This is a genomic window from Ruegeria sp. CDSB114 (genome assembly GCF_059611025.1).
Genome location: NZ_JBXWOT010000008.1, coordinates 72,930 through 98,379, shown reverse-complemented (window position 1 = coordinate 98,379; position 25,450 = coordinate 72,930). Strand labels below are relative to the sequence as shown.

Annotated in this window: 23 protein-coding genes; 13 read left to right on the top strand and 10 right to left on the bottom strand. The window is 57.3% G+C overall.

The genetic code is table 11. From position 1 onward, the window contains the following. The first annotated feature begins 134 nt into the window (after positions 1-134). Both AC2FIP_RS16205 and ilvA read left to right on the top strand, forming a co-directional pair. Complete coding sequence (locus AC2FIP_RS16205) at positions 135-896, top strand: hypothetical protein (protein ID WP_496787238.1); 762 nt, start codon at positions 135-137, stop codon at positions 894-896. A 57-nt stretch (positions 897-953) separates the two neighbouring features. After that, entirely contained in the window at positions 954-2,180 is a 1,227-nt protein-coding gene (gene ilvA, locus AC2FIP_RS16200) for a threonine ammonia-lyase IlvA (protein WP_496702886.1), read from the top strand. A gap of 125 nt (positions 2,181-2,305) precedes the next feature. On the opposite strand, the gene AC2FIP_RS16195 is transcribed toward ilvA, so the two are convergent. Then, positions 2,306-2,629, bottom strand: a complete 324-nt coding sequence (locus tag AC2FIP_RS16195; RefSeq protein WP_271950708.1) for an Hpt domain-containing protein — start codon at positions 2,627-2,629, stop codon at positions 2,306-2,308. Between the two features lie 156 nt (positions 2,630-2,785). Between AC2FIP_RS16195 and AC2FIP_RS16190 the strand changes: the two genes are divergently transcribed. Beyond that, positions 2,786-4,057 (top strand): PP2C family protein-serine/threonine phosphatase, encoded by a 1,272-nt coding sequence (locus tag AC2FIP_RS16190; protein ID WP_496787236.1) that lies wholly within the window; start codon positions 2,786-2,788, stop codon positions 4,055-4,057. On the opposite strand, the gene AC2FIP_RS16185 is transcribed toward AC2FIP_RS16190, so the two are convergent. Then, on the bottom strand, positions 4,054-4,497 hold the full coding sequence (locus tag AC2FIP_RS16185; protein WP_496787231.1) for an NUDIX domain-containing protein: 444 nt from the start codon (positions 4,495-4,497) through the stop codon (positions 4,054-4,056). The two genes, AC2FIP_RS16190 and AC2FIP_RS16185, sit on opposite strands and share 4 nt — an antisense overlap. Positions 4,498-4,573: 76 nt before the next feature. On the opposite strand from AC2FIP_RS16185, the gene hslO reads away from it, so the two are divergent. The 8 genes from hslO to AC2FIP_RS16145 all read left to right on the top strand — a co-directional run bounded on the left by hslO (position 4,574) and on the right by AC2FIP_RS16145 (position 13,799). Further along, positions 4,574-5,551 carry an Hsp33 family molecular chaperone HslO gene (hslO, locus tag AC2FIP_RS16180; protein ID WP_271950591.1) on the top strand — a complete coding sequence of 326 codons (978 nt, stop codon included), beginning with the start codon at positions 4,574-4,576 and terminating at the stop codon, positions 5,549-5,551. After that, positions 5,535-6,140, top strand: a complete 606-nt coding sequence (locus AC2FIP_RS16175; RefSeq protein WP_496698716.1) for a CoA pyrophosphatase — start codon at positions 5,535-5,537, stop codon at positions 6,138-6,140. The genes hslO and AC2FIP_RS16175 overlap by 17 nt, the downstream gene beginning before the upstream one ends. Further along, on the top strand, positions 6,140-7,291 hold the full coding sequence (locus tag AC2FIP_RS16170; RefSeq protein ID WP_496698763.1) for a CCA tRNA nucleotidyltransferase: 1,152 nt from the start codon (positions 6,140-6,142) through the stop codon (positions 7,289-7,291). Before AC2FIP_RS16175 ends, AC2FIP_RS16170 begins: the two co-directional genes overlap by 1 nt. 190 nt (positions 7,292-7,481) lie before the next feature. Next, positions 7,482-9,320, top strand: coding sequence for an ABC transporter ATP-binding protein (locus AC2FIP_RS16165; RefSeq protein WP_496708261.1), 1,839 nt, complete (start codon positions 7,482-7,484; stop codon positions 9,318-9,320). Further along, complete coding sequence (locus AC2FIP_RS16160) at positions 9,317-11,149, top strand: ABC transporter ATP-binding protein (RefSeq protein ID WP_496787228.1); 1,833 nt, start codon at positions 9,317-9,319, stop codon at positions 11,147-11,149. The genes AC2FIP_RS16165 and AC2FIP_RS16160 overlap by 4 nt, the downstream gene beginning before the upstream one ends. Positions 11,150-11,187: 38 nt before the next feature. Next, the gene (locus AC2FIP_RS16155; RefSeq protein WP_496787225.1) at positions 11,188-12,417 is read left to right on the top strand and encodes a class I SAM-dependent RNA methyltransferase; all 1,230 of its coding nucleotides are present in this window, start codon (positions 11,188-11,190) and stop codon (positions 12,415-12,417) included. Positions 12,418-12,437: 20 nt separating this feature from the next. Then, entirely contained in the window at positions 12,438-13,223 is a 786-nt protein-coding gene (locus AC2FIP_RS16150) for an ion transporter (RefSeq protein WP_496787223.1), read from the top strand. Positions 13,224-13,280: 57 nt separating this feature from the next. Beyond that, positions 13,281-13,799, top strand: a complete 519-nt coding sequence (locus AC2FIP_RS16145; protein WP_142637369.1) for a L,D-transpeptidase family protein — start codon at positions 13,281-13,283, stop codon at positions 13,797-13,799. Here AC2FIP_RS16145 and AC2FIP_RS16140 read toward each other — a convergent pair. The 7 genes from AC2FIP_RS16140 to cysQ all read right to left on the bottom strand — a co-directional run bounded on the left by AC2FIP_RS16140 (position 13,783) and on the right by cysQ (position 21,748). Beyond that, on the bottom strand, positions 13,783-15,228 hold the full coding sequence (locus AC2FIP_RS16140; protein ID WP_496692615.1) for a nodulation protein NodH: 1,446 nt from the start codon (positions 15,226-15,228) through the stop codon (positions 13,783-13,785). The two genes, AC2FIP_RS16145 and AC2FIP_RS16140, sit on opposite strands and share 17 nt — an antisense overlap. A gap of 6 nt (positions 15,229-15,234) precedes the next feature. Beyond that, positions 15,235-16,935: a DUF5927 domain-containing protein gene (locus tag AC2FIP_RS16135; protein WP_496692616.1), complete on the bottom strand. Its 1,701-nt coding sequence runs from the start codon at positions 16,933-16,935 to the stop codon at positions 15,235-15,237. Beyond that, positions 16,932-17,918, bottom strand: a complete 987-nt coding sequence (locus tag AC2FIP_RS16130; protein ID WP_496690221.1) for a glycosyltransferase family 2 protein — start codon at positions 17,916-17,918, stop codon at positions 16,932-16,934. Before AC2FIP_RS16130 ends, AC2FIP_RS16135 begins: the two co-directional genes overlap by 4 nt. A 146-nt stretch (positions 17,919-18,064) precedes the next feature. Next, complete coding sequence (locus AC2FIP_RS16125; protein WP_496787221.1) at positions 18,065-19,159, bottom strand: glycosyltransferase family 2 protein; 1,095 nt, start codon at positions 19,157-19,159, stop codon at positions 18,065-18,067. Next, positions 19,119-20,102 carry a UDP-glucose 4-epimerase GalE gene (gene galE / locus AC2FIP_RS16120; RefSeq protein WP_496787218.1) on the bottom strand — a complete coding sequence of 328 codons (984 nt, stop codon included), beginning with the start codon at positions 20,100-20,102 and terminating at the stop codon, positions 19,119-19,121. The genes AC2FIP_RS16125 and galE overlap by 41 nt, the downstream gene beginning before the upstream one ends. Before the next feature lie 48 nt (positions 20,103-20,150). Further along, a complete protein-coding gene (locus AC2FIP_RS16115; protein WP_496692620.1) occupies positions 20,151-20,951 on the bottom strand; it encodes a 3-deoxy-manno-octulosonate cytidylyltransferase family protein in 801 nt (266 codons plus the stop codon). Continuing rightward, a complete protein-coding gene (gene cysQ, locus AC2FIP_RS16110; RefSeq protein WP_496787216.1) occupies positions 20,951-21,748 on the bottom strand; it encodes a 3'(2'),5'-bisphosphate nucleotidase CysQ in 798 nt (265 codons plus the stop codon). Before cysQ ends, AC2FIP_RS16115 begins: the two co-directional genes overlap by 1 nt. Before the next feature lie 122 nt (positions 21,749-21,870). Here cysQ and AC2FIP_RS16105 point away from each other — a divergent pair, with 122 nt between their 5' ends. Continuing rightward, the gene (locus tag AC2FIP_RS16105; RefSeq protein WP_496787214.1) at positions 21,871-22,692 is read left to right on the top strand and encodes an ABC transporter permease; all 822 of its coding nucleotides are present in this window, start codon (positions 21,871-21,873) and stop codon (positions 22,690-22,692) included. Here AC2FIP_RS16105 and AC2FIP_RS16100 read toward each other — a convergent pair. Further along, positions 22,689-23,291: an alpha-ketoglutarate-dependent dioxygenase AlkB family protein gene (locus tag AC2FIP_RS16100; RefSeq protein ID WP_142637351.1), complete on the bottom strand. Its 603-nt coding sequence runs from the start codon at positions 23,289-23,291 to the stop codon at positions 22,689-22,691. The genes AC2FIP_RS16105 and AC2FIP_RS16100 overlap by 4 nt on opposite strands. Before the next feature lie 211 nt (positions 23,292-23,502). Here AC2FIP_RS16100 and dnaK point away from each other — a divergent pair, with 211 nt between their 5' ends. Next, complete coding sequence (gene dnaK / locus AC2FIP_RS16095) at positions 23,503-25,410, top strand: molecular chaperone DnaK (protein ID WP_281973405.1); 1,908 nt, start codon at positions 23,503-23,505, stop codon at positions 25,408-25,410. Positions 25,411-25,450 lie beyond the last annotated feature (40 nt).

Below are 25,450 nucleotides of genomic sequence, written 5' to 3'. Positions count from 1 at the left end.
CCCTTTATGCGTAGAACGACTGGCCCCTAGCGGGTTTTGAACGCGGGGGCAAGTTATCTGCGTTGACGCAGGTCGGGATTTGGGGTGAAACAGAAGGAAAGAAAACAAGGATTGGTTGAAGGGATAGATTTCAGATGCTGGGTTGGAAGATTTTTGCACATTCGGTGCGGATGGTTATTGGGAATCTCAAACAGGTTTTGCAGATTACGTTCGGGCCATCTTTGGTTGCGACAGCGGTGATTGTCGCCCTGTTTTTTGTATTGGACGTTCCGCTGGATCAACTTAATACAACCACCGGAGAGTTACCTGCGGGCGTTTCGAGCGGATCGGCGATTGGCTTCCTAGTGGGCTTTATGGTCGTGATATTTGTGACGATGTTCTGGATTGTGGTGTCGTGGCACCGCTTTGTCCTGCTTGAGGAATATCCAAGAGGTATTTTCCCAACCTTCCGGTTCGATAGAATTCTGGCCTATTTCGGGCGGGTTCTTCTGTTGGGTATCCTGATGGCCATCGCGTTCCTGCCGGCGGGCGCGGTACTTTCAGCGCTGGGCGGTGGAGCATTGTCAGTTGTGTTTGTCATTGTCCTTGTCGTCTTCCTCATCATCGGCTTCTACCGTTTGTCCATAATCCTGCCTGCAGCAGCGATTGGGCAACCGTTGACACTTGGGCAAGCTTGGAACAACACCGCCGGTGCGGGTGGTGCGATCATCGTTCTTTTGCTTGTAAGCTTTGTGTTCCAGGTCGTGGTCCAGTTGGTCTTTACAGCGCTCGCTTTCATCCCGGTTCTGGGTGTTTTGCTCTCACTGTTCTTTGGGGTTCTGGTTTTGCCGCTGATCAATGTCAGTATCTTGACCACCATGTACGGCGTGTTCGTTGAAAAGCGCCAGCTGACCTGAACTCGTACACATATGTATTCCTTGCTCTTTCAGCGATGATGGGGCAGGGAAACCGGCATGAGTGATTTCATGACCCGCGCCCGCGCTGCCGAACAGGCGATGCGCTCTGTGTTTCCGGTGACGCCTCTGCAGCGCAATGCCCATCTGTCTGATCGTTTCGGGGCCGATATCTGGCTGAAACGTGAGGACCTCAGCCCGGTGCGGTCCTACAAGATCCGCGGTGCGTTCAACGCCATGCGCAAACAGCAGGGGCAGAACCTGTTTGTCTGCGCCAGCGCGGGAAATCATGCGCAGGGCGTGGCCTTTATGTGCAAGCACATGGATGTGAAGGGTGTGATCTTCATGCCCGTGACGACGCCGCAGCAGAAAATCCAGAAAACTCGTATCTTCGGCGGCGACAATATCGAGATTCATCTGACCGGCGACTATTTCGATGACACGTTGGCCGCCGCGCAGGCGTGGTGCACCGAACAGGGCGGCCATTTTCTGTCGCCCTTTGACGATGTTGATGTGATCGAGGGGCAAGCCTCGCTTGCGGTTGAGATCGAAGCGCAGTTGGGTGGGTTGCCGGACCACATCCTTTTGCCAGTAGGCGGTGGCGGCATGTCTGCGGGCGTGGCTACGTGGTTTGGCGATCGAACCCATTGCCTGTTTGTGGAACCCAAAGGCGGTGCCTGTCTGCACGCGGCAATGGCAGCAGGACATCCGGTGGCATTGGATCAGGTGGACAATTTCGTTGACGGTGCTGCGGTTGGTCGGATCGGTGAAAAACCGTTCGAATTGCTGAAATCCCGTCATCTGTCGGATGCTCTGGTCCTGTCCGAAGACCGCATATGCACAACCATGATCGATATGCTGAATGTCGAAGGCATCGTTCTGGAACCCGCCGGGGCCCTCGCGATTGAGGCGCTGAGCGATATTCAGAGTTTTATCCGAGGGAAAACCGTTGTCTGCGTAACCTCTGGTGGCAACTTCGATTTCGAACGTCTGCCCGAGGTCAAGGAACGCGCGCAGCGCTATCTGGGGGTGAAGAAATACTTCATCCTGCGCTTGCCACAGCGCCCTGGCGCATTGAAAGAGTTCCTGAACATCCTTGGCCCCGAGGATGACATTGCGCGGTTTGAATACATGAAGAAATCGGCACGTAACTTCGGCTCGGTTCTGATTGGTATCGAAACCCGCAAGCCCGAAAACTTTGCCCGTCTGTTCGCGCATCTGGATGAAGCCGGGTTCACTTTTACGGATATCACCGAGGACGAGACCCTCGCCCAGTTTGTGATCTGAGCAAATGACCAGACTGCAATGTTGTCTGTCGCGGCGATGGATCAGCTGCGTTTGAAACAGACAATATACAGGGCCGGGTTGTCACCCATCGCTAGTGTACCTGTTTGCTGCCTGTACGGCGCCGCTCAGAGCTCGTTCAATCCTGCCTGAAACTCCGTTGCTGAGGTCCGGAATGTGCCGACTATTTCGGCGATATCGACGGTTGCGGCCTGACCCTGTGCCGAATGGCGCTCACCATCTTGGCAGAGCTTGGCCAATGTCCTGAATCCCAGACTAAGCGCGCTGCCCTTCAAGGAGTGTAGATGCTTTTCGAAGTCAGACCGATCATCATCGACCTGCAAATGCTCCAGGCCTTGTTGCACCTCATCGAGAAAGATTTCCACTACCTCGTCAAACTCGTCGGCGCCGACCTCGTCCCGCAGCTGTCTGACCCTGGACCAGTCGATCATGGCCATCCTTTCCCTAAAGATAACGACCCGATTATCACTACAGGCCGTTGGTAAATCCGTGGTTAAGATGGATGCATTTACGACCTTCACAGGATGTTAAACAGCCGTGCGCTAGGGTCGTCCCGTTCCGCATTATGTGGCAGAGCTGAGGGTCAGGTGGCAGAGGTCAGTCAGGCAGAAACAAAGGCAGAGCTGGATTTTGGTGCGATTCGCAAGGTGCTGGTCGTTGATGACAGTCGTCTGCAACGTCGCATCCTTGTGGCCTCGCTGAAGAAATGGGGCTTTGAGGTGCTCGAGGCCGATAGCGGAGAGGCCGCCATCGAAATCTGTGCTGCCATGTCCCCCGATCTGGTCCTGAGCGACTGGGTCATGCCGGGGATGAGCGGGCTGGAATTCTGTCAAGCATTTCGGGCGCTGGAGAATGACGAATACAGCTATTTCATCCTTCTGACTTCAAAAAGCGAAAAGCAGGAGGTTGCGCGCGGACTGGATGCCGGGGCGGATGATTTTCTGATCAAACCTCTTGAGGCCGATGAATTGCGGGCGCGCATATCTGCGGGCGCACGGATATTGGATATGCAGCGTGAGCTGTCTGATAAGAACCGAATGATCGAGACCGCGCTCGAAGAACTGAAAGTGGTCCATGATGCGATCGACAAGGACCTGATTCAGGCGCGTAAGATACAGGAATCTCTGGTCCCCGAACTCACGCGTGATTTCGGTAGGTCGCGTATCAGCATGTTGCTGAAACCTTGTGGGCATATCGGTGGCGATCTGGTGGGAATGTTTTCACCGGGGGTCAACCGTGTGGGGTTTTACAGCATCGATGTGTCCGGCCACGGCATCACCTCGGCGATGATGACAGCACGGCTGGGCGGGTATCTGTCCAGCAAACATTTCGATCAGAACGTGGCGATGGAAAAGCGGTTCGATAAATTTTACGCATTGCTACCACCTGATCAGGTGGCAGAGATGCTCAATTCCCGCCTTATGGCCGATGCTGGCGTCGAAGAGTATTTTACCATGGTCTATGCCATTATCGACCTGCGAAACGGACATCTCAAGATGGTGCAGGCAGGGCATCCGCATCCGCTGTTGTTGCGACAGGATGGTGGGACCGAGTATCTGGGGCAAGGTGGCCTGCCCATCGGACTGTTGCCGGATGTCACGTTTCAGCGAACCGATACCTACATGAAGCCCGGTGACAAGCTGTTGCTATATTCAGACGGGTTCACGGAATGCCGGATTGCGGATGGATCCCTGCTGGAAGAAGAGGGGCTGTGCAGAATGGTGACGGATTGTGCCACCGATCTCAGCGGGCCCGAATTTCTGGACGAAATGTTCTGGCGGCTGACACAGGCCATGGATCCGGACCAGGGTATGGATGATGACGTATCTGCGGTTTTCTTTGAATATAGCGGGCCTTAAAGCCCCATCAGGTGTCCCGAAGCGAAATGTCGGTCGCCGCTGTTGCCCAGCATCTGCGCGGCATCCGCACTGTCCAGCCAAAGGGCTTCGTGGAATGGCTCTGAAGGTGGACCTATGCGGCGCACAGGGCGGGCTCGATATATCAAACAGACCTTTTCGGCCCACAGGTCATATTCGGGCATGTATGTGAAACGGCGAAAGGCGCCGACCCGCCGCGGGCTGGCAATCAACCAGCCGGTTTCTTCAAAGACTTCGCGATGCAGGGCGGTGATGGGCGATTCGCCCGGGTCAATACCGCCACCCGGCAACTGTAGATCAGGGCCGGGCTCTGTCTGGCAGGTCAGCAACAGATGTCGTCTTCGAGGCAACAATGCGTATACACCTACACGTCGTGTGTATTTGCGCCCCGCTTGTGGGGTTTCACCGAACCGTCTGATCATGTATGGCCCCTTACAACCCGAAATCTTCGACCTATATGCTGGCGGTATGCCAATCTGTGGCGTTTAAGGAAACCCCATGTCTCTTGGAACAAAAATCGCGTGGGACGACACCGTCCTGCCCTTTCAACTTGATATACCGGATATGCGCGGACGTGTGGCGCGGCTGGACGGAGTGTTGGATGGCATTCTGAAACAGCACGACTATCCCGAAAAGGTCGAGGCTTTGGTGGCCGAGATGGCCTTGCTGACTGCTCTGATCGGCCAGACCGTCTCGCTGCGCTGGAAGCTGTCGCTTCAGGTTCAGTCCAAAGGCGCCGTTCGGATGATCGCAACCGATTACTACGCTCCGCAGGCCGAGGGCGAACCGGCTCGCATCCGCGCCTATGCCAGTTTTGACCCTGACCGCCTGACCGATTCCACACCGTTTGATCAGGTGGGTGAAGGCTATTTCGCCATCATGATTGACCAGGGCGAGGGCACGCAGCCTTACCAGGGGATCACACCGCTGGCTGGCGGCTCTCTCAGCGCATGCGCAGAGGCGTATTTCGCACAGTCCGAACAATTGCCGACGCGGTTTTCACTGAGTTTCGGCAAATCAACTGAACCTGGCGTCGGTGAGCACTGGCGCGCAGGCGGCATCATGCTGCAACACATGCCCAAAGCGTCACCATTTGTAGCCAATGCAGAGGGTGACGGTCAGATTCTGTCGGCGGATGATCTGGTTGACGGTGAAGAAGGTGAAAATTGGGGGCGCGTCAACATCCTTCTGGATACTGTTGATGACCTTGAACTGATCGGCCCTTCGATTGCGCCAACCGACCTGTTGATCCGGCTGTTTCACGAAGAACAGCCACGTGTTTATGATGCGCAATCGGTTCAGTTCGGCTGCACCTGCTCGGAAGAGCGCGTGCGCCAAAGCCTGTCGATCTATTCGGCGCGCGACATCGAAAAGATGACAACTCCCGAAGGCCAGGTCACCGCCGATTGTCAGTTCTGTGGTGCCCATTACGTATTGGACCCCGTCACCGTTGGCTTCGATGCCGGTGAAGCCTGATCCAACAGAACAGCTGCGGGCGGCCCTGAGCCGCCCCGGCAACGGGTCCAGTGATTTCGATCTGAACCCTGATGCGGTTTTGCCAGCGGGGCGCAAGCTGCGCCCAGCCGGGGTTCTGGTTCCGATTCTTGTGACGGATGAGGCCCCGCGCCTGCTTTTGACCAAGCGCTCGTCGGCGCTGAAACACCATCCCGGCCAGATCGCCTTTCCTGGCGGAAAACAGGATGAGACCGATCCGGATATAACCGCAACCGCCCTGCGGGAAGCACAGGAAGAGATTGGCCTTTCCTCGGATATGCCTGAAATTCTCGGGCATTTGCCTACCCATGAAACCGTGACGTCTTTTGTCGTAACCCCGGTTGTCGCGATCCTACGAGACGGGTTCGACCCAATTCCTGAGCCGGGTGAAGTTGACGAAGTTTTTTCAGTCCCACTTGCGCATGTTCTAAACCCTGCGAATTATATCGTTGAGTCGCGTCGCTGGCGGGGCCAGCGGCGGTACTATTTCACCGTGCCCTATGGCCCTTATTACATCTGGGGGGCTACGGCCCGGATGTTGCGGGGCTTGGCTGCGCGGGTGAGTGAATGATGAAGCTATCAGAAAGCTGGGTTACAAACCCGGCAACTCAGACAGTCTGCGCCGTTTTGATCGATGCCGGTTTTCAGGCGCTTTTCGTCGGCGGCTGCGTCCGCAACGCGCTTTTGGGGGCGCCGGTCTCGGATCTGGATATTGCCACGGACGCTCCGCCCCAGCAGGTACTGGATTTGATGCGGGCGGCGGGGTTGAAGGCCATTCCAACTGGGATCGAGCATGGCACGATAACCGTTGTCAGCCAAAGCATCCCGCATGAGATCACGACCTTCCGGCGAGATGTCGAAACCGATGGCCGCCGGGCTGTTGTGGCGTTCTCGGACAATGTTGATGAAGATGCCAGCCGGCGCGATTTCACCATGAACGCGCTGTATGCCCGCCCGGATGGGACGCTTTTGGACCCGCTGAATGGATTGCCCGATCTAAAGGCCCGAAAGGTTCGGTTCATAGGCAACGCCCAGCACCGCATCCGCGAGGACTATCTGCGGTCTCTGCGCTATTTTCGGTTTCACGCCTGGTATGGGGATGCCGAAGCCGGGTTTGATCCCGAAGCGCTGTCGGCCATCGCAACCAATCTGGACGGATTGGCAGGCCTGTCGCGCGAACGGGTTGGGGCCGAGTTTATGAAATTGCTGACCGCGCCTGACCCTGCGCCTTCGGTCGCTGCCATGCGCAGCACGGGCGTTCTGGCACAGATATTGCCGGGGGTTGAGGATCGATCACTTGCCCCGCTGATCGCCTTGGAACAGCAGGCTGGGGCAAAGCCCGAGCCGGTCCGGCGGCTTTCCTCCATCGCCACGCCCGAGATTGCCCAGACCCTGCGTCTGAGCAAGGCCCAGATGCAACGCCTGACACGGATGCGGGATGAGGCCGCGGGAACCGCGGGCACTGCCGAGCTTGGGTTCCGTTATGGCGAAGAGGACGGCCTGCACGAAGTTCTGCTGCGTTGTGCTTTGTTGGAACAGCCCTGGTCTGAGGATAAGCGGCAAGCGCTCCGGGACGGGGCGGCAGCGGATTTTCCCGTGCGGGCCGCTGACCTGATCCCTGACTTTACCGGCCCGGCGCTGGGCAAGAAACTGGCCGAGCTTGAGGCGCGCTGGATCGCCTCGGGTTTCACCCTGACGCGCTCCGAGTTGCTGGTCGAGTAAATTGAAGTCTCAAAAGGGGATGACAAGCCGGATCGTTTGTGTTTTCTTGCGCCTGTAACATGAATGGAGGGATGCGAATGTATTACGGGATCTGGTTCGGCTAAAGCCATAACACTTGACCCGTAGGGGTGGTGTTCTGGCGCCATCTTTTTTCGCATGACTTGTTATCTGCTCAATCGGAGCACTCTCTATGTTTCGCTATTTCGAAAATCTCGTCGACCCTTTTGTCGACTACGAAGAAACCGACACGCCGCCGACACGGCTGTGGCCGTTTATGTTGAACTATTCCCGCCCTTTTATGCGGGTGTTCTTCTGGGCCGGATTGATTTCGGTCGTGGTGGCCGCGGTTGAGGTCGGTCTGATCTATTATATGGGTCGCGTTGTTGACTTGCTGTCCGCTCCGCCGGACGAAGTTTGGCAGACCCATAGTACGGAACTGATCCTGGTGGCGCTTTTTGTGCTGCTGCTGCGACCCATGCTGCATGTCGTTGACGTGCTGTTGCTGAACAACACGATCCTGCCGAATTTTGGCACTCTGATCCGTTGGCGCGCGCATAAGCACGTGTTGCGGCAATCGGTGGGCTGGTTCGAGAATGATTTTGCAGGCCGCATTGCCAACCGGATCATGCAGACGCCGCCCGCTGCGGGTGAGGCCGTGTTTCAGGTGTTTGATGCGATTTCCTTCTCGCTGGCATACCTGATCGGCGCAGCCATTTTGTTGATGACGGCTGATGCCCGGCTGCTGTTGCCGTTGTTGATCTGGCTCGTGCTGTATGGGTTTCTGGTGCATTGGACGGTGCAGCGGGTGGGACCGGCTTCGAAGGCGGCCTCAGACGCGCGCTCGGCCGTAACGGGCCGGGTTGTGGACAGCTATACCAATATCCATTCCGTAAAGATGTTTGCCCATGGGGCACAGGAACTGGATTATGCGCGCGAAGCGATCGAGGAAACCCGCCGTACCTTTCAGGCTGAGATGCGGATTTTCACCATCATGGATGCGGTTCTGGTTGCATTGAACGGGCTGCTGATCGTTGGTGTGGTTGGCTGGGCGATTGCTCTGTGGATGCAGGGCAGTGCTACGGTCGGTGTGGTCGCGGCGGCCACAGCCCTGACCCTGCGCCTGAACGCGATGACCGGATGGATCATGTGGGCGCTGACCAGTTTTTTCCGCCAGCTTGGTGTCGTTGCCGAAGGCATGGAGACGATCGCTCAACCGATCGACCTGTTGGATGCGCCGCAGGCCAAGCCCCTGCATCTGTCCAATGGCAAGATCGAGATTCGTAACCTGTCGCATCATTACGGTCGCAAGACCGGCGGGCTGGATCATATCAACCTGACCATCGAGCCGGGCGAAAAGATCGGTCTGATCGGACGGTCGGGGGCTGGGAAATCGACCCTAGTTAAGCTCCTACTTCGGTTCTACGATGTGGAGCAGGGGGCCATTTTGATCGACGATCAGGACATTGCTCGGGTCACTCAGGACAGCTTGCGCATCCATATCGGTATGGTGCAACAGGACAGCGCGTTGCTGCACCGCTCGGTGCGCGACAATATCCTCTATGGCCGCCCCGAGGCTTCCGAAGAGCAGATGATTGCCGCGGCCAAACAGGCCGAGGCGCATGAGTTCATCCTTGACCTGCAGGACCCGAAGGGGCGTACCGGCTATGATGCGCATGTGGGCGAGCGGGGCGTGAAGTTGTCAGGTGGTCAGCGGCAGCGGGTGACGCTGGCGCGGGTGATCCTGAAGGACGCGCCGATCCTGTTGCTGGATGAGGCGACCTCCGCGCTGGATTCCGAGGTTGAAGCGTCCATTCAGGAAACGCTCTATGGCATGATGCAGGGCAAATCCGTGATCGCGATTGCCCACCGCCTCAGCACCATTGCCCAAATGGATCGCATCCTGGTGATGGATGGCGGCCGGATCGTCGAGCAGGGCACCCATTCCGAATTGCTGTCACAGGGCGGGCTTTACGCCCAGTTCTGGGCACGGCAATCTGGGGGCTTCCTGAACACGGAGGCAGCTGAGTGAAACTTGCCGATCTCATAGATCCGTTCAAACCCACCGAAACGCCCCCGCCGCAAAGGCTGGGGGCGTTCATTCGCTGGTGCCTGTCCGGAGCTTGGCCGATGATCCTTGTCGCCTCCGTGTTTTCGGCCTCTGCCGGGGCGATGGAGGCCGGAACCGCCTGGATGCTGGGTCTGGTGATCGACATGGCAAACGAAAGCGGGCCGGATGGGGTTTTGACGGCGGGCAATCTTTGGATAATTGGAGGGGTCGCCGCATTTTTCATGCTGCTGCGACCGGCGCTGTTTGGTCTTTCGGCCTTTTCCAACAACTACATTGTCATGCCCAATATCCCGCCCCTGGTTCTGGCCAAGCTGAACCGGTGGACTTTGGGTCAGTCTGTGACCTATTTCGACGACGATTTTGCCGGGCGGATCGCTCAGAAACAGATGCAAACTTCGAACGCGATGGCCTCGGTCGTGTCCGAGACGATAAGCGCAATGGTTTTTGCGCTGGCGTCTCTGGCAGGGACTTTGCTTTTGTTAGGGTCTATTCATCTTCTGGTCATGCTGCCCTTCGCCGCCTGGTTGGCGGTGTATTTCCTGCTGATCCGCTGGTATTTGCCACGCATCCGGGCACGCTCAGCGGCGCGGGCCGGGGCGCGGGCGATGGTGTCGGGGCAGGTGGTCGACACGATCACCAATATCAAAACCGTCAAGCTGTTCGCACATTCCGAGTTCGAGGATCAGGCGGCCCGAAACTCGATGGTCGATCTGCGCGAAAAGATGCTGGCTTTTGGCAAGCTCTCCGCCAGTTTTAGGTTCATACTGATGGTTCTGGCTGGGGTGTTGCCCGTGCTGTTGCTGGGGGTGACCTTGCTGCTGTGGCGGTCTGGGATGGCCAGCGCCGGTGATATCGTCGCCGCGGGCGCGATGTCCGTGCGGATTTCGCAGATGACCGGCTGGGTCAGTTTCACCCTGATGGGGCTTTATGCCAATGTCGGCGAGATCGAGAATGGCATGAAGACGCTGGCCAAGCGTGACCGGGTCGAGGATGCGGCAGAGGCAGTCAGGCTGAGCGTGCCATATGGTCAGATCGAATTCGACCATGTCAGCTTTGCCTATGGCGGTGACATCGGCGGCGTGACCGACGTGCACATGACCGTACATCCTGGCGAAAAGCTGGGTATCGTCGGGGCATCGGGTGCGGGGAAATCTACGCTCGTTTCGCTTTTACTCAGGCTCTATGAAGGGGAAAACGGCGCAATTCGGATTGATGGGCAGGATGTGTCACAGGTGACGCAGGACAGTCTGCGCAGTCAAATCGGAATGGTCACGCAGGAAACTGCGATGTTCAACCGCTCGGCGCGCGAGAATATCCTATATGGCCGCCCCGACGCCTCTGAAGAGGATATGATTGCGGCGGCGCGAAAGGCCGAAGCGCATGAGTTTATCCTTGGCCTGCGGGATGCCCATGGCCGCAAGGGTTATGATGCGCATCTGGGCGAGCGCGGTGTTAAGCTGAGCGGCGGTCAGCGGCAGCGGATTGCGCTTGCACGCGCCATCCTGAAAAACGCACCGATTCTGGTGCTGGATGAGGCGACCTCGGCCTTGGATTCCGAGGTCGAAGCCTCGATCCAGACCGCGCTGCATCGCGTGATGCAGGGCAAGACGGTATTGGCGATTGCACATCGGCTGTCGACGCTAAGCGAGATGGACCGGATCGTCGTTCTGGATCAAGGGCAGATCGTTGAAATGGGAAGCCATGACGACTTGCTGGAACAGGGCGGGCTTTATGCCCGGTTCTGGGATCGCCAATCGGGCGGGTTTATTCAGGCCGCCGCCGCCGAATAAGGGTTTTGTTGAGGGTAAAGCCCAGCTATCAGGCCCTCATGACGCAGCATTACAGCATTTTACGCCTTGGTCATCAGGGCGACGGCATCGCCGATGGACCGATCTACGCCCCCCGCACCTTGCCGGGGGAGGTGGTCAGCGGGACATTGGTTGGTCAAGTGCTGAGCGACATTCGGGTCGAGACCCCCTCGGACCAGCGGGTCAAAGCGCCCTGCCGTCATTACAAAGCCTGCGGTGGCTGCCAGCTGCAGCATGCCGCGGATGATTTCGTCGCGGATTGGAAGGTCGAGGTCGTGCGCAACGCGCTGGCCGCGCAGGGGCTCGATGCCCCGATGCGGCCCATTCACACCTCGCCTGAACGCTCGCGGCGGCGGGCCACAGTTGCGGTTCGGCGGACCAAAAAAGGCACTATGGCCGGGTTTCATGGCCGTGCCTCGGACACGATTACCGAAATCTCTGATTGTCATCTGCTTGATCCGGCCCTGATTGCAGCTGTCCCCGTGGCCGAGGCGCTTGCCGTTTTGGGTGGTAGCCGCAAAGGGGCGCTGGCGGTCACGCTGACCCTTTCTGATGGCGGTTTGGATGTCGCCGTCAAAGGCGGCAAACCGCTGGACGGTCCGTTGGAACTGGCCCTGGCACAGGCGACCGAGGCACATGGGCTTGCGCGGCTCAGCTGGGACGGCGAGGTGATCGCCTCGCGCCACGCCCCGGTTCAGCGATTTGGCGCGGCGGCTGTTGTGCCGCCTCCGGGGGCGTTCCTGCAGGCCACGAAGGATGGAGAACAGGCTCTATTACAGGCGGTTTTGCAGGCAACCAAGGGGGCCAAACGGGTTGTCGACCTGTTTGCGGGCTGTGGAACATTTTCACTGCCACTGGCCCAGGACGCCGAAGTTCACGCGGTTGAGGGCGAGGCCCTGATGACCGATGCTCTGGATCAAAGCTGGCGTCGCGCGCAAGGCCTGAAACGGGTCACGACCGAGGCGCGCGATCTGTTCCGCCGCCCGTTGATGCCAGATGAGCTGAAAAACTTTGACGCGGTTGTCCTGGACCCGCCCCGCGCCGGGGCCGAGGCGCAGGTGGCCGAGCTGGCGCAAGCGCTGCCCCCGGTCATCGCCTATGTCTCATGCAATCCGGTCACCTTCGCGCGGGACGCAAAAAATCTGATTAACGCAGGCTATACCCTTGAATGGGTACAGGTGGTTGACCAATTTCGATGGTCGTCACACACGGAACTTGCCGCGCGGTTTGCACTGAACCCCGCATCATGACCAAACAGGAGAGTTTCAGAATGGGGTTTGCCCAGCGCCTGCAGGATATCACCGAAAACCCGACCTTTGGTTGGTTCATCACAGGTGTCATCATCTTCAACGCCATTCTGCTTGGCATGGAAACCTCACCCACATTGATGGAGGCCGCAGGGCCCGTGATTGTGGTGTTGGACAGCATGTGCTTGGCCATCTTCGTGGCTGAGATTGCGATGAAGCTGGTCGCAACGGGGCGCCGGTTCTTTACCAATGGCTGGAACCTGTTCGATTTCATCGTTGTTGGTATCGCCCTGATCCCAAGCGCCGGCGGCCTGTCAGTTCTGCGGGCGCTGCGGATCCTGCGGGTCTTGCGCGTGATCTCGGTCGCGCCACGGCTGCGCCGGGTGGTTGAGGGTTTCATCTCGGCCTTGCCGGGTATGGCCAGCGTTTTCCTGCTGATGGCGATCCTGTTTTACATCGGCGCGGTAATTTCAACCAAGCTGTTCTCGGGCACATTCCCGGACTGGTTCGGCGATTTGGGCCTGTCGGCCTATACGTTGTTCCAGATCATGACGCTGGAAAGCTGGTCCATGGGCATCGTGCGCCCGGTGATGGAGGTTTATCCCTATGCGTGGATATTCTTTGTGCCTTTCATCATGGTTACGACATTTGCAGTGGTGAACCTGTTGGTTGGTCTGATCGTGAATTCAATGCAGGATGCCCATCACGCCGAGGATGAGGTGAAAACCGATGCCTATCGTGATGAGGTGCTGGAAAGGCTGGAATCCATCGAACGCCGCTTGCTTGAGCAGTCGAACAGCAAAAAGTGATTTCAGTTTTCTGGATTTCTGGCATAATCACAAAAAAAGCAGAAGCAGGCATTAAACATGGATCGTCGAGCATTTGGAATGGGTGCTGTGGCTACGCTGGGTCTTTCGGCCTGCGCCTCGGCCAACCCCAGATTTCTGGCCTATGATGGCCCCGAGGTGACCTCTATGGTCATCAACAAAAGCGCGCGGAAGCTTTATCTTCTGCACAATGAACATGTCCTCAAGGAATATAAGGTCGATCTTGGCTTTGCCCCCAATGGCACCAAAACAAAACGCGGCGACGGCCGCACGCCAGAGGGCACCTATCTGATCGACCGGCGCAATCCCAAAAGCCGCTATCACCTGTCGCTGGGGATTTCCTATCCGGATTCGAAGGATATCGCAGAGGCCAAGGCTGCGGGCGTTGATCCGGGCGGTGACATTTTCATCCACGGCGAGCCGAAAACCCGGTCCGAGAAAAAGCGTGCCAAGAAGCAATCGGATTGGACGGCAGGGTGCATCGCTGTCAAGAATGAAGAGATTGAAGAGATCTATGCGATGGTGAATCGCGGCACAGTGATTACGCTGCGCCCGTAACCGGCTTCCAGACGTCAAACCCGAATTGCATATAGTCGCGCTGGTAGGTTTCGGCCGCCAGCGCCTCAAGTTTGGTGTCATAGATATCGCTCAGTGAAAACGGGATATCTGGTCTGGTATTGCCGGGCGCGGGCGGGCTGTCATGACCCAGCCGCCGCGCCAGATCCGGCAGGGCAGTTGCAATTTCTTCCTCGCGCAGGATCAGATCCGGCAGGGCAAAACCGACTACGCCCTCCAACACCTGCGCCTGACTGCACCAAACGCCGTCAACGCGCACAGGGGTTTGTCCCGCCAGGTTTTGCCGCAGGAAGGTCAGAAAAGCCGAGAATGCCTCATAATGCTGCTCGATGGGGTAGTTTTCAGCGCGTAACTGTCCGGGGATCGGAAGCTTGAACCGGTTGCGCAGCATATTGCGGATTTTCAGATAGGCGCCGGGCTCGGTGCTGAGGATGTAGGAACAAAAGGCCGAATGTGCGCGTACCAGCGGGTGCCGCACCACGGTGAATTTGCGATGCCCCGGATGATCCTGTAACCACTGGCGGGTCTTTTTGCGGTTTTGATCAGTGATCAGGTCATCCGCACTGATTGAATCAAGCGCAGCCATCCATTGCTTCACAACCCCTTCAATGCCGCTCCGCACGGGCAGATACATTAACGGGGTTTTCGGCGTGGCGACATAGGTCGCAACGGCCGCGCCACGCCGGGGTTCAAAATTCGGAGTTCTGTGCAGGCTGAAACTGTCGATGCGCGATAAGGCCTGTTCGGTCTCATCAGGGTTTGTCACCTTGGACAAGGCCGGCTCAGGGTTTTGGGGTTTGAGCGTGTCGTCGATCGTGGTCAACCGACCCGATACCCCAAGCCAGGCCGCCAGGCCGTTCAGGCTGTCGAGCCGGTTCAGATCGTCGTAAGCGATGAAAAAGGCGGTTTGCCCGCTGGCCTGAAGATGATGCAGCAAAGTCAGTTGAAAGGCCTGTTGCTGGTCCAGATAGTTTTCGAACTCACGAGGGTTGAAGGCGATCTGCTCGGTGCGCCGCCGCTTGACGTTTTTCAGCTGCCATTGCTTGGTCTCGCGCGCAATCTTCAACGAGATATAGCTGTCCAGAGGGTTGCGCGTCAGAATGATCTTGGCGCAACTCGGATCATCTAAAACAGGCTCTAACACACGCGGATCATGGCCCTGGAAAAAGCGAAACCCGTTCATTTCACCCTCAGCTGATCGGATGGCATTCAGCAGGGTTTTAGGGTCATTGTCGCGTTCTTCGAGAGTGACGCCCAGCAGGCTGTCCCCCTTTAGCCTGCCAATGAAATGAGGATTGAAGGCCTCACCATGGCTGGAGACACCTTCCAATGCGTTCAGATTTGCCTCAAGCAGGTTCGATCCGGTCCGCATGGCGGCAAGTATTACGAAATAGTCGAATTTGGATGACATGAAACGCTATTGCACCAGATATGGTTTTCGATAAGGCCTGAGTTGCCGGCCAAAAATGTCATCGGCTGGAAAATCTCCCATAAGATAAGGGTGCATACCCTGGTTCTTCAGGTTTTGCAGGAACTTCCCGAACCCGGACAGGTCGACCATCGTAGGGGCTTGGGTCAGGTGGCTGGGGTTCTGGCATCCGGTTTCTTCCAGAATGGATTGCAGAGGCTCCATCGGAGATTCCACAAACTCGGCCAGCGACCAGGTGCGCACTTTGGCCTTGGTCCAGACCGAAGTTAAAACCTCAAGCTGTTTGGTCTCGATTTGTTGCAGGCGGGCGGCTTCGTTACGGATATCCGCGAAATTTCCATTCGAACGGAACAGGGGAATGGCCCAGGCGCCTGTGACAACGGAAATCTGCGCATTTCTGTCGCGCGCCAGAAACCAGTTGATATCCTGCGTATCCGTGGGGCCAAATTGAAAGCACTGCCTCTCGCCCCGAGTATTCCATATCAGGTTCGACAAAAACGCCGTAGGATTATAGTCCCGCAGGCTGGCACAATCGCTTAGTGCGCCGTTGACCAGAGGCGCCCCGCCGGCGAATTCCGCACGTTCGGGACCGAAGAGGTGACCGTGGACCTTTGTTCCGGTGGCTTCCGACAGCCAGGGCTCGAAATCTGCGAACAGTTCGGTAAACCCCTGGAATACCGAATAGGGGAACGACGTCAGTCCGTTTTCGCTGCCATGGCGGGGAAAGCGGCTTTGCATATACAGGCCATCCCGGCCTCGGGTCCTGCGCTCGACCGCTTTCGAGAATAACCGGTCGATCTTGCCCGGGTTGGGTTCTGTAGGCTTCATCGCCTGTGCCTGGTTGGTCAGAAACGCCTGATAAAGCCGATTGGCCTGGGGCCAGATCTTGCGTGCTACAAAACAGTCCGACCGTCGCAATAGCTGAAGATGATCGTCATAAAAGATATGCGGGCGACCTTGATAATCAAATTTGGACAGCGTCAGGGAGCGACTTTCGATATGTGTTGAATAAAGCCGGGTTAGGGTCTGAAAATAGCTTTCGTCGGGAATCCAGACGCGCCGGAAATAGCGGTCATATGTTTTGCGTTTGGGATCTTGCAGAATGGCCGACAGCGTTTGACGGGTCAGGCACCACCATTGACTGCCCATATGCGGCACCAGACCTTCGGGTATCGACCGTCGGATTCCGATGGTCCGCTGTAGCTTTACGTAAGCGTCGAACAATTTGCGCTGTTTACGCCACGAGAACGGAAATCTCAGAGTAAATCGTTCCTGATCCAGTCCGCCAATCGTCCAGCTTACATCAGCTGTTGTCGCGCTTTCGATAAAGTCGACACGGGGCCGTTCCGCTAGATATGTGACCAGCTCATCGACGGGCCGTAGCGGCAGGCAGGCGCCCGAGGCCAGAAAGATATGGTGTACATCGGGAAAGGCCTTCAGCATCAGTTCAGCCGCTGATTGCGAGGCTGCAACAATGCCCCAACCGCCCCAGTTGCAGGTGTGGCGCTCCGAGAACCGGATCAGAGGTTCGTCCGCACAGGAGGCTACAAAGTCATCAAAAACAGTGTCCGCAACCTTGCGGTCGACATGGATCACCACCGGGCAGCCGGATGCCGCCCAATGGCGCGCGACCTGTTGCGCCCTTGGAAGCGCGGCATGCACCAGCATGATGACGCCAAGGCTGCTCATGCCCAGTTCCCTTTCGACATGAGGCCAAGAATCTCAAGCTGTCGCCAGTTGATATATGCCTCGGACCAGTCGCACCAAAACACCGGACGGTCGTTCAGCCCTTCGGCATAGGCGCGATATTCGCCGGACCCGCGATAGTGTTGACGCCGCTCCATCTCTTCATGTGCCTTGTCGCCCAAGGTGTTGATCAGCTTGGCATGCAGCAACGCCCCGCTGGTTTTTTCGCCCCCCCAATCGTCATAGACCTGGTTCAGCCCGCGTGGCAGCAGCGAATGGGTCGAACTGACATAGACATACCGACGGTCCCACTTGACCAGCGGTATCTTGTTCAATGCAGGCGCCTTTTCCGGAGCCTGGCGGAAAAAGACACGGGCGCGCGGTCCACCCTGTATCCAGAGATTCCCGTATTCAGGGTTTTTGCTGATCACATAATTCCCGGCATCGAACCAACGGGCAATTTCGAAGGGGTCTTGCCCTTCACGATAGGGTTCGGCATCTACCGGGCCCTGCGGGTACATGTCGATCAGCATGGTGCCGAAACTGCGGACGGCACAGCCATCAAGCCAGTCGGTCAGGGCACGAATGGGCCGCGTGTCGCAGAACGGATAGATGAAGAACTCATCCGGATCGACCGTCAGAACCCAGTGCCCATCGGCGTATTTGCGCAGCAGATAGTTCGACCAATCAGTGCCATATGTGGCCCGCTTATAGCTGCCGTTGGACTGCCAGACCGATACGTCCGGCTGACTACTCAGAAACTCGCGGGTGCCGTCGTCGCTGTTGTTGTCCACAAACAAAAAACGATCAACGCCAAGTTTTCGGTAATATTCCAGAAAATAGGGCAGGCGGATTTTTTCGTTTCGCACAACGCTCATCAACAGGATGTCACCGGGTTGAATGGCGTTGGTTTTGTCGGAAACCGCTTCTAATTCGCGTCGTTTGCGAACGCAACGCAACAGGCGGCGCTTGCGCCGCAATCTCATTCGGTATGAATCCAACAGGCTCACGCGACTGCCCAACCTTTGTTTATACGCGAGCATACCCGGGGCCTGAACAAGCCAGAGTGGAGCCGGGCGAATGCCATTTTATGCCACTTTACCATCTAATGAAGCAACGCATTTAAAAGTAGTTAGTCCGAAACGTTGTCTTTCCAGTTAGTTTTGCCCATCAAGCCAAGCTCACACAGTTGGCGCCATCCGATATATTCCACCGATTGTGGATCCCACATGATCGGGCGGTTAATTATGCCATCATAATAGCTGTCGAACTCCGCCGGGTCGTGAAAATGCTGCGCTCGGGTTTTCTCGATTCTTGATTTGATGACCACCTCGGGCAGGAACTTTGTGTGCAGTAGCACGCCCGAAGGGCCGTGGCTCCCCGGTCCGTCATAGGTGGCGTTCAAATCTCGGGGCAGGGCGGAATGGCAGGAGTTCACGTAAGCATAGTGCCGCGACCAGCGTACCAGCGGTATTTTGTTTAAAGTTGGTGACCGCTCGGGCCGGTCAGCAAAAAACACACGTTCCCGTGCACCGCCCTGAACCCAGAGATTGCCCAGCGGCGATTGCCGTTTGGCGCGCAACGGGCCTGGATCAAACCAGCCCAAAACTTCGGTCGGGTCGGTCCCGGGGTCATAGGGCTGTGTGCCGAGCTGTTCTTTGGGGTACAGGTCCAACATCAAGGCTCCGAAAGCGTCGCGCCCCTGTGCCTCTAGCTGTTGGGTCAAATCCTGCAGCGGATGGCTGTCCCATTCGGGATAGATAAGCAACTCATCCGCATCCACCATCAAAGTCCAATGGCCGTGACCAAATCGCATCTGTAGCCAGGTCAACCAATCCAGCCCGTATCGTGAGGCGCGATAGCTGGCATCGGTTTGCCACAAGGATACATCCGGTTGATCTTTCAGATATGCGACCGAGCCATCATCGCTGCCGTTGTCCACGATCAGAAAATGATCAACGCCCAGCGACCGGTAGTGATGGAAATACCAGGGCAGGCGCGTGATTTCATTTCGCAGGGTGGTAAAGACCAGTATCGCACCCGGGCGTATCTGGTCGGTTCGGTCGACCAGTTGGGTTAACTGATGGCGGCTGCGAAAGGATCGCCACAACAGCCGCCTGCGTTTCAGGCGCAAGCGATAGCGTTGCACCCATCCGATTGGCGGCAGGGTATCGCTCACGCGGCCCTCATCTGTCGTAATGCCCGTTCTGATGCCAGCGCCAGGCATCGGCAATCATCGTCTCTAACACGGACCTTTTGGGGGACCAGCCCAGTTCTTGCCCGGCCCTGTCCGAGCCCGAAACCAGCTTGGTGCAATCTCCGGCGCGGCGTGGACCGATTGTATAGGGCACTGCGCGATTGGTGACGGATTTCGACTGTTCGATCACCTCCATCACTGAAAAGCCGGACCCGGTGCCCAGGTTGAAAACGCGACTGTCTTTGCCCTGTTCCAGCCAGCGCAGCCCAAGAACATGCGCGTCCACCAGATCGCAGACATGCACATAGTCGCGGATGCAGGTGCCGTCGGGCGTGTCATAGTCGGTTCCGAACACAGTCAGCCCGTCGCGCTTGCCGTCAATCGCATCCAACATCAGCGGAACCAGATGGGTCTCGGGGCGGTGGAATTCGCCTACGTCTCCGTCCGGATCGGCGCCAGCCACGTTGAAGTAGCGAAAAATCACGTGGTTCATCCCGTGAGCGGCCTGGAAATCACGCAGGATATCCTCGATCGCGCGTTTGGAGGCGCCGTAAGCGTTCAGTGGATTTTGCGGGGTGTTTTCGTCCAGGACCACATTGTCATGTTCACCATAGGTGGCGCAGGTCGACGAAAACACGAAATCCAGACATCCAGCCGCCACGGCGGCCTCGATCAGGGTCAGCGAACCGGTGACATTGTTCGCCCAATATCTTCCGGGTTCGGACATCGCCTCACCCACCTGGCTGAGCGCGGCGAAATGCATCACGGCAGCGGGCTGATACTTGGCGAAAACCTCATCCAACCGCGCTCGGTCCAGCAGATCACCCTGTGCGAACGGGCCAAATTTGACCGCGTCCTGCCAACCGGTGATCAGGTTGTCATAGGTGACAGGTGTGTACCCGGCCAGCGCCAGCGCCTTGCAGGCATGGGATCCGATATATCCGGCACCGCCGGTTACAAGGATATGTGTCATATCAGATCCCGTTATTCCGGTTTTTCAGGGTGCGACAGCCTGCGGCACTCAGTCCAGCCCCATCGCGGCCATCATCTCTTCAAGTTTGGGAACGTCCTGCGGATTGTTTAGTTCCCAGAACTGGCGGCCTTTGGATTCGACCTCAACACACAGAACCTTACGCCCGTTTTCCATGAAACGCAGCTGTTCCAACCCTTCCAGTTGCTCTAACGGACCGACAGGCCAGGACGGATAAGCCGCCAGCGCGTCAGGGCGGTAGGCATAGACGCCGACATGGTGAAACACCGGCGTTTCCTCCCCACCCGCATAAGTCTGTGAAGTAAAGGGCACGACCTCTTTCGAGAAATACATCGCGCCGTGATCAGCGGCGAAAACGGCGGTTGTTCCACCGACGCGCCCGTGTTTGCGGTCATTCAGCAGGCTGTTGAGTGCATCTCCGTCGCAGCGCAGAACCGGAGTGGCCACCCCAGCCTTGGGTGCGGCACGCAGTCCGGTGATCAGATCTTCGACGAACCAATGCGGGGTCAGCGGTGCATCGCCCTGCAGATTCACCACGATGTCATAGCTTGCGCCCAGCACATCATGCGCTTCGGCGCAGCGTTCGGTGCCATTGCCACAGGTTTCCGAGGTCATCACAACCTCGGCCCCGAACCCTTCGGCCACCTCGCGAATGCGGTCGTCATCGGTGGCAACCACAACGCGGTCCACGCCCGAGACCGAACTGGCCGCGCGCCATGACCGCTCGATCAGAGTCATTGCATTGCCACTGGCTCCGGTGAGCGGCACCAGAGGTTTGCCCGGATAGCGGGTCGAGGCGTAGCGGGCGGGAATGGCGATCAGAACGGACATCAGGCCTCCTTCAGGTCTACACCCGGAGCGTAGGCGATAAAGAACGGGTTTGCATAGCCGTCCTTGCCATAGGTCAGCGGCGCATGATTGTCGAACCGGACAACTTTGCCGCCCGCACCTGTCAGCACGGCGTGACCTGCTGCGGTATCCCATTCCATCGTGCGGCCAACGCGGGGATAGATATCTGCCTCGCCCGTCGCAATCAGGCAGAATTTCAGCGACGAGCCCGCGCTTTTGCTGTCCTGCACTTGATATTTGTTGATGTAATCGTCGGTCGCCTGGTCACGATGTGACTTCGAGGCCACGACCAAAAGCGCGGAATTGTCTGGGTCAGAGACCGAAATCGGAGTCACGGCGCCGGGTTGATCCTTGTCCAACGCGCCGGTTTCCTCGACCGATTGCCCGTCGGCCAAAGTATAGAACATCCGGCCGCGGGCTGGCGCATAAACCACGCCACGCGTTGGGGTGCCGTTTTCGACCAGGGCGATATTAACGGTGAAATCGCCGCGCCGGTTGATGAACTCTTTGGTGCCATCCAGCGGATCAACGATCAGGAACGTATCGCCTTTTTCAGAATGCGAGGCGGCCTGTTCCTCAGTCACCAGCAGGATATTGGGGAACGCCGCGCGCAGACCGGCCGAGATCAGCGCATCGGCGGCCTCATCTGCTTCGGTCACGGGGCTGGCATCGGATTTGACCTTCACGTCAAACTCATCCGAGTTATAGATGTCCATGATGGTATCGCCCGCTTCCAGGGCCAGACGTCGGATGACGGGGATGAGGGCATCATAGGTCACAAAAAAGCTCCGTTCCTGTGATTTGTTGATCGAATAACCTTACGGCCTTATGCTGTGCTGGTTACGGAACGGCAAGAATTTCGTGCCAGATTGCAGGCAATAATACAGGAAAGACGCTTCGGGTGTTTTATTACAAGCGAAACCGGTCGCTTATAGGCGGTGCGTTTACGACGGCGGAACTGGTGTTTCACGCCGTGGTCCGGAATGTCCGATCTCAACACAGCAAAGCTGTGCTTTCGGTGCTTATCAATATTTTCCAGGTTCTGGTGCTGGTGAGTGTGTTTTACGTGATCATGTCCCTTCTTGGCGCGCGCGTTGCCAAAATCCGGGGTGAGTTCATTCTGTATCTGCTGTCTGGGGTTTTCCTGTTTCTGACGCACATTAAAGCCGTCGGTTCGGTTTCCGGAGTGGACACGGGTAATAACCCGATGATGCTGCATTCGCCGATGAACATGATGGTCGTGCTTATGGCTGCTGCTTTCGGGTCGCTGTATACTCAGGTTTTGACAATCGTCATCATTCTGTTTGTCTACAGCGTATCGGTTGCTCCGCTGGAGATTCAGGAGCCCGGTGGCGCCTTTGCCATGCTGATGCTGGCCTGGTTCACGGGCTGTGCGGTCGGCGTGGTGTTCATGGCGATCAAGCCCTGGTTTCCGACCACTGCGACGATCATGAGCACGATTTACCGGCGCCTGAATATGGTGTTCTCGGGAAAAATGTTCGTCGGCAATGCGCTGGGCGGGTTCATGTTGACCATGTTCGCCTGGAATCCGCTGTTTCACATTATCGACCAGTGTCGGGGTTTCGTTTTTCGGAATTACTATCCGCGCAATACCAACTGGGAATATCCTGTCTGGGTCGGGTTGGCTCTGTTGTTGATCGGCTTGCTTGGAATTTTCTTTACCCGCCAGCATGTGTCGCAAAGCTGGAGCGCACGCCGTTAACCCGCCACGCGCAAGGTCAGGTTGATCCGCCCGCCCTTTGGCAACAGTTTTGAAGACCCGAAACGAATGCGATCTACCCCGTGATAGGTTAGGCGCGCGGGTCCGCCCATCACAACAACATCGCCCGAGCCAAGCCAGATCGATTCCGTTTTGCCCCCTCGGGTCGTGTTGCCAATGCGGAACAACGCGTCGTCACCTAATGAGATCGAAAGGACCGGCCAGGAAAAATCGGCCTCGTCCTTATCCTGATGCAGGCCCATTCGCGCCCCTTCGCCATAGTAGTTGACCAAGCAACAGTCGGGGTCGCGTTCGGGGCTGGCAAGATCGCGCCAGATATCCAGAATGCAGTCTGGAATGGCGGGCCATTCCATGCCCTTTGGATGGTGCGGCTGGTACCTGTACCCGTTCTTGTCAGTCACCCAACCCAGCGCCCCGGCCGAGGTCATGCGAACAGACATTTCCTTGCCCGAAGGGGTGGTCGGGCGGAACAAAGGTGCTGATTTCAGAATCGGACGCAACAGCGTGATCAGCTGTGCCTGGGCAGCTCCGTCAAGGTAAGCTTTCCTGATTTCAAAACCGCGTAAAAGCAGCCGCGCCATTCCAGATTCCTCAATCCTTGCCAAAACCTTGCTAAAAAGGCTGCAGATTCCTGAAAACCTGCATTTGTGAATGCTTGCAGGCCCCTGTTCCCGTCCTTATATACGCCGGGACGCGCGATGGTGTAGGACCATTGCGCAAACCAGATCGGGGCCAGATGCCATAACGGGTCGGGCCTCGGGACATCGCCTTGAAGAGAAAGGGATTGAACATATGGGAAAAGTAATCGGGATTGACCTCGGCACCACCAACTCGTGCGTTGCCATCATGGACGGCTCGCAGCCGAAGGTCATCGAAAACGCCGAAGGGGCGCGGACCACGCCCTCGATCGTCGCCTTCACCGAAGATGAGCGACTGGTCGGTCAGCCTGCGAAACGCCAGGCGGTCACCAACCCCGACAACACGGTTTTTGGCGTCAAACGCCTGATCGGTCGTCGTGTAGATGATGCCGAAGTCGAAAAAGACAAGAAAATGGTACCATACGCCATCGTTGATGGCGGCAATGGCGACGCGTGGGTCGAAGCCCGCGGTGAAAAGTACTCCCCAAGCCAGATTTCGGCCTTCACTCTGGGCAAGATGAAGGAAACCGCTGAAAGCTACTTGGGTGAGGAAGTCACACAAGCCGTCATCACCGTTCCGGCCTATTTCAACGATGCACAGCGTCAGGCGACCAAAGATGCCGGTAAAATCGCCGGCCTGGAAGTGTTGCGGATCATCAACGAGCCGACAGCTGCCGCTCTGGCCTATGGTCTGGACAAGGAAGAAACCCAAACCATCGCGGTTTATGACCTTGGTGGCGGCACCTTCGACGTAACCATTCTGGAAATCGACGACGGGTTGTTCGAGGTTAAATCGACCAATGGCGACACCTTCCTGGGTGGTGAAGACTTTGACATGCGCATCGTCAACTACCTGGCGGATGAGTTCAAAAAGGAACACGGTGTCGATCTGTCCCAGGACAAGATGGCGCTGCAGCGTCTGAAAGAAGCTGCGGAAAAAGCCAAGATCGAACTGTCCTCGACCTCACAAACCGAGATCAACCAGCCGTTCATCTCGATGGGCGCCAACGGCCAGCCGCTGCACATGGTCATGAAACTGACCCGTGCCAAGCTGGAATCGCTGGTTGGTGATCTGATCAAGAAGTCGATGAAGCCCTGCGCGGCTGCTCTGAAAGATGCTGGCCTGTCGGCTGGCGATGTAGATGAGGTTGTTCTGGTCGGTGGTATGACCCGGATGCCGAAAGTGATCGAAGAGGTCACTAAATTCTTCGGTAAAGAGCCGCACAAAGGTGTGAACCCGGACGAAGTGGTTGCCATGGGCGCCGCCATTCAGGCCGGTGTTCTGCAGGGTGACGTCAAAGACGTTGTTCTGCTGGACGTGACACCGCTGTCGTTGGGGATCGAAACGCTGGGTGGTGTGTTCACCCGACTGATCGACCGCAACACCACGATCCCGACGAAAAAGTCTCAGGTCTTCTCGACCGCCGAAGACAACCAGAACGCCGTGACCATTCGCTGTTTCCAAGGGGAACGTGAAATGGCTGCGGACAACAAGATCCTGGGCCAGTTCAACCTCGAAGACATCCCGCCCGCACCGCGCGGCATGCCGCAGATCGAGGTGACTTTTGACATCGACGCCAACGGCATTGTCTCGGTTTCGGCCAAGGACAAAGGCACCGGCAAAGAGCAGAAGATCACCATCCAGGCATCGGGCGGCCTGTCCGACGAGGACATCGAAAAGATGGTCAAGGACGCCGAAGAGAACGCGGAGGCAGACAAGGAACGCCGCGAGCTGGTCGACGCAAAGAATCAGGCGGAAAGCCTGATCCACTCGACAGAAAAGTCGATGGAAGAACATGCCGACAAGGTTGATCCAACAACCATCGAAGCCATCGAGCTGGCGATTGCCGCGCTGAAAGACGAGCTGGAAACCGAGAATGCCGACAAGATCAAGTCGGGCATCCAGAACGTTACCGAAGCGGCCATGAAGCTGGGCGAAGCCATCTACAAAGCGCAAGCTGAAGACGGCGAAGATGAACCTGCCGCTGCGGATGCTGCACCGGGCGAGGATGACATCGTCGATGCCGAGTTCGAAGATCTGGACAACGACAAGCGTAGCTAACGGGTAACCGGGCCAATTCGGGCCGGTCCGGTCACCGGGC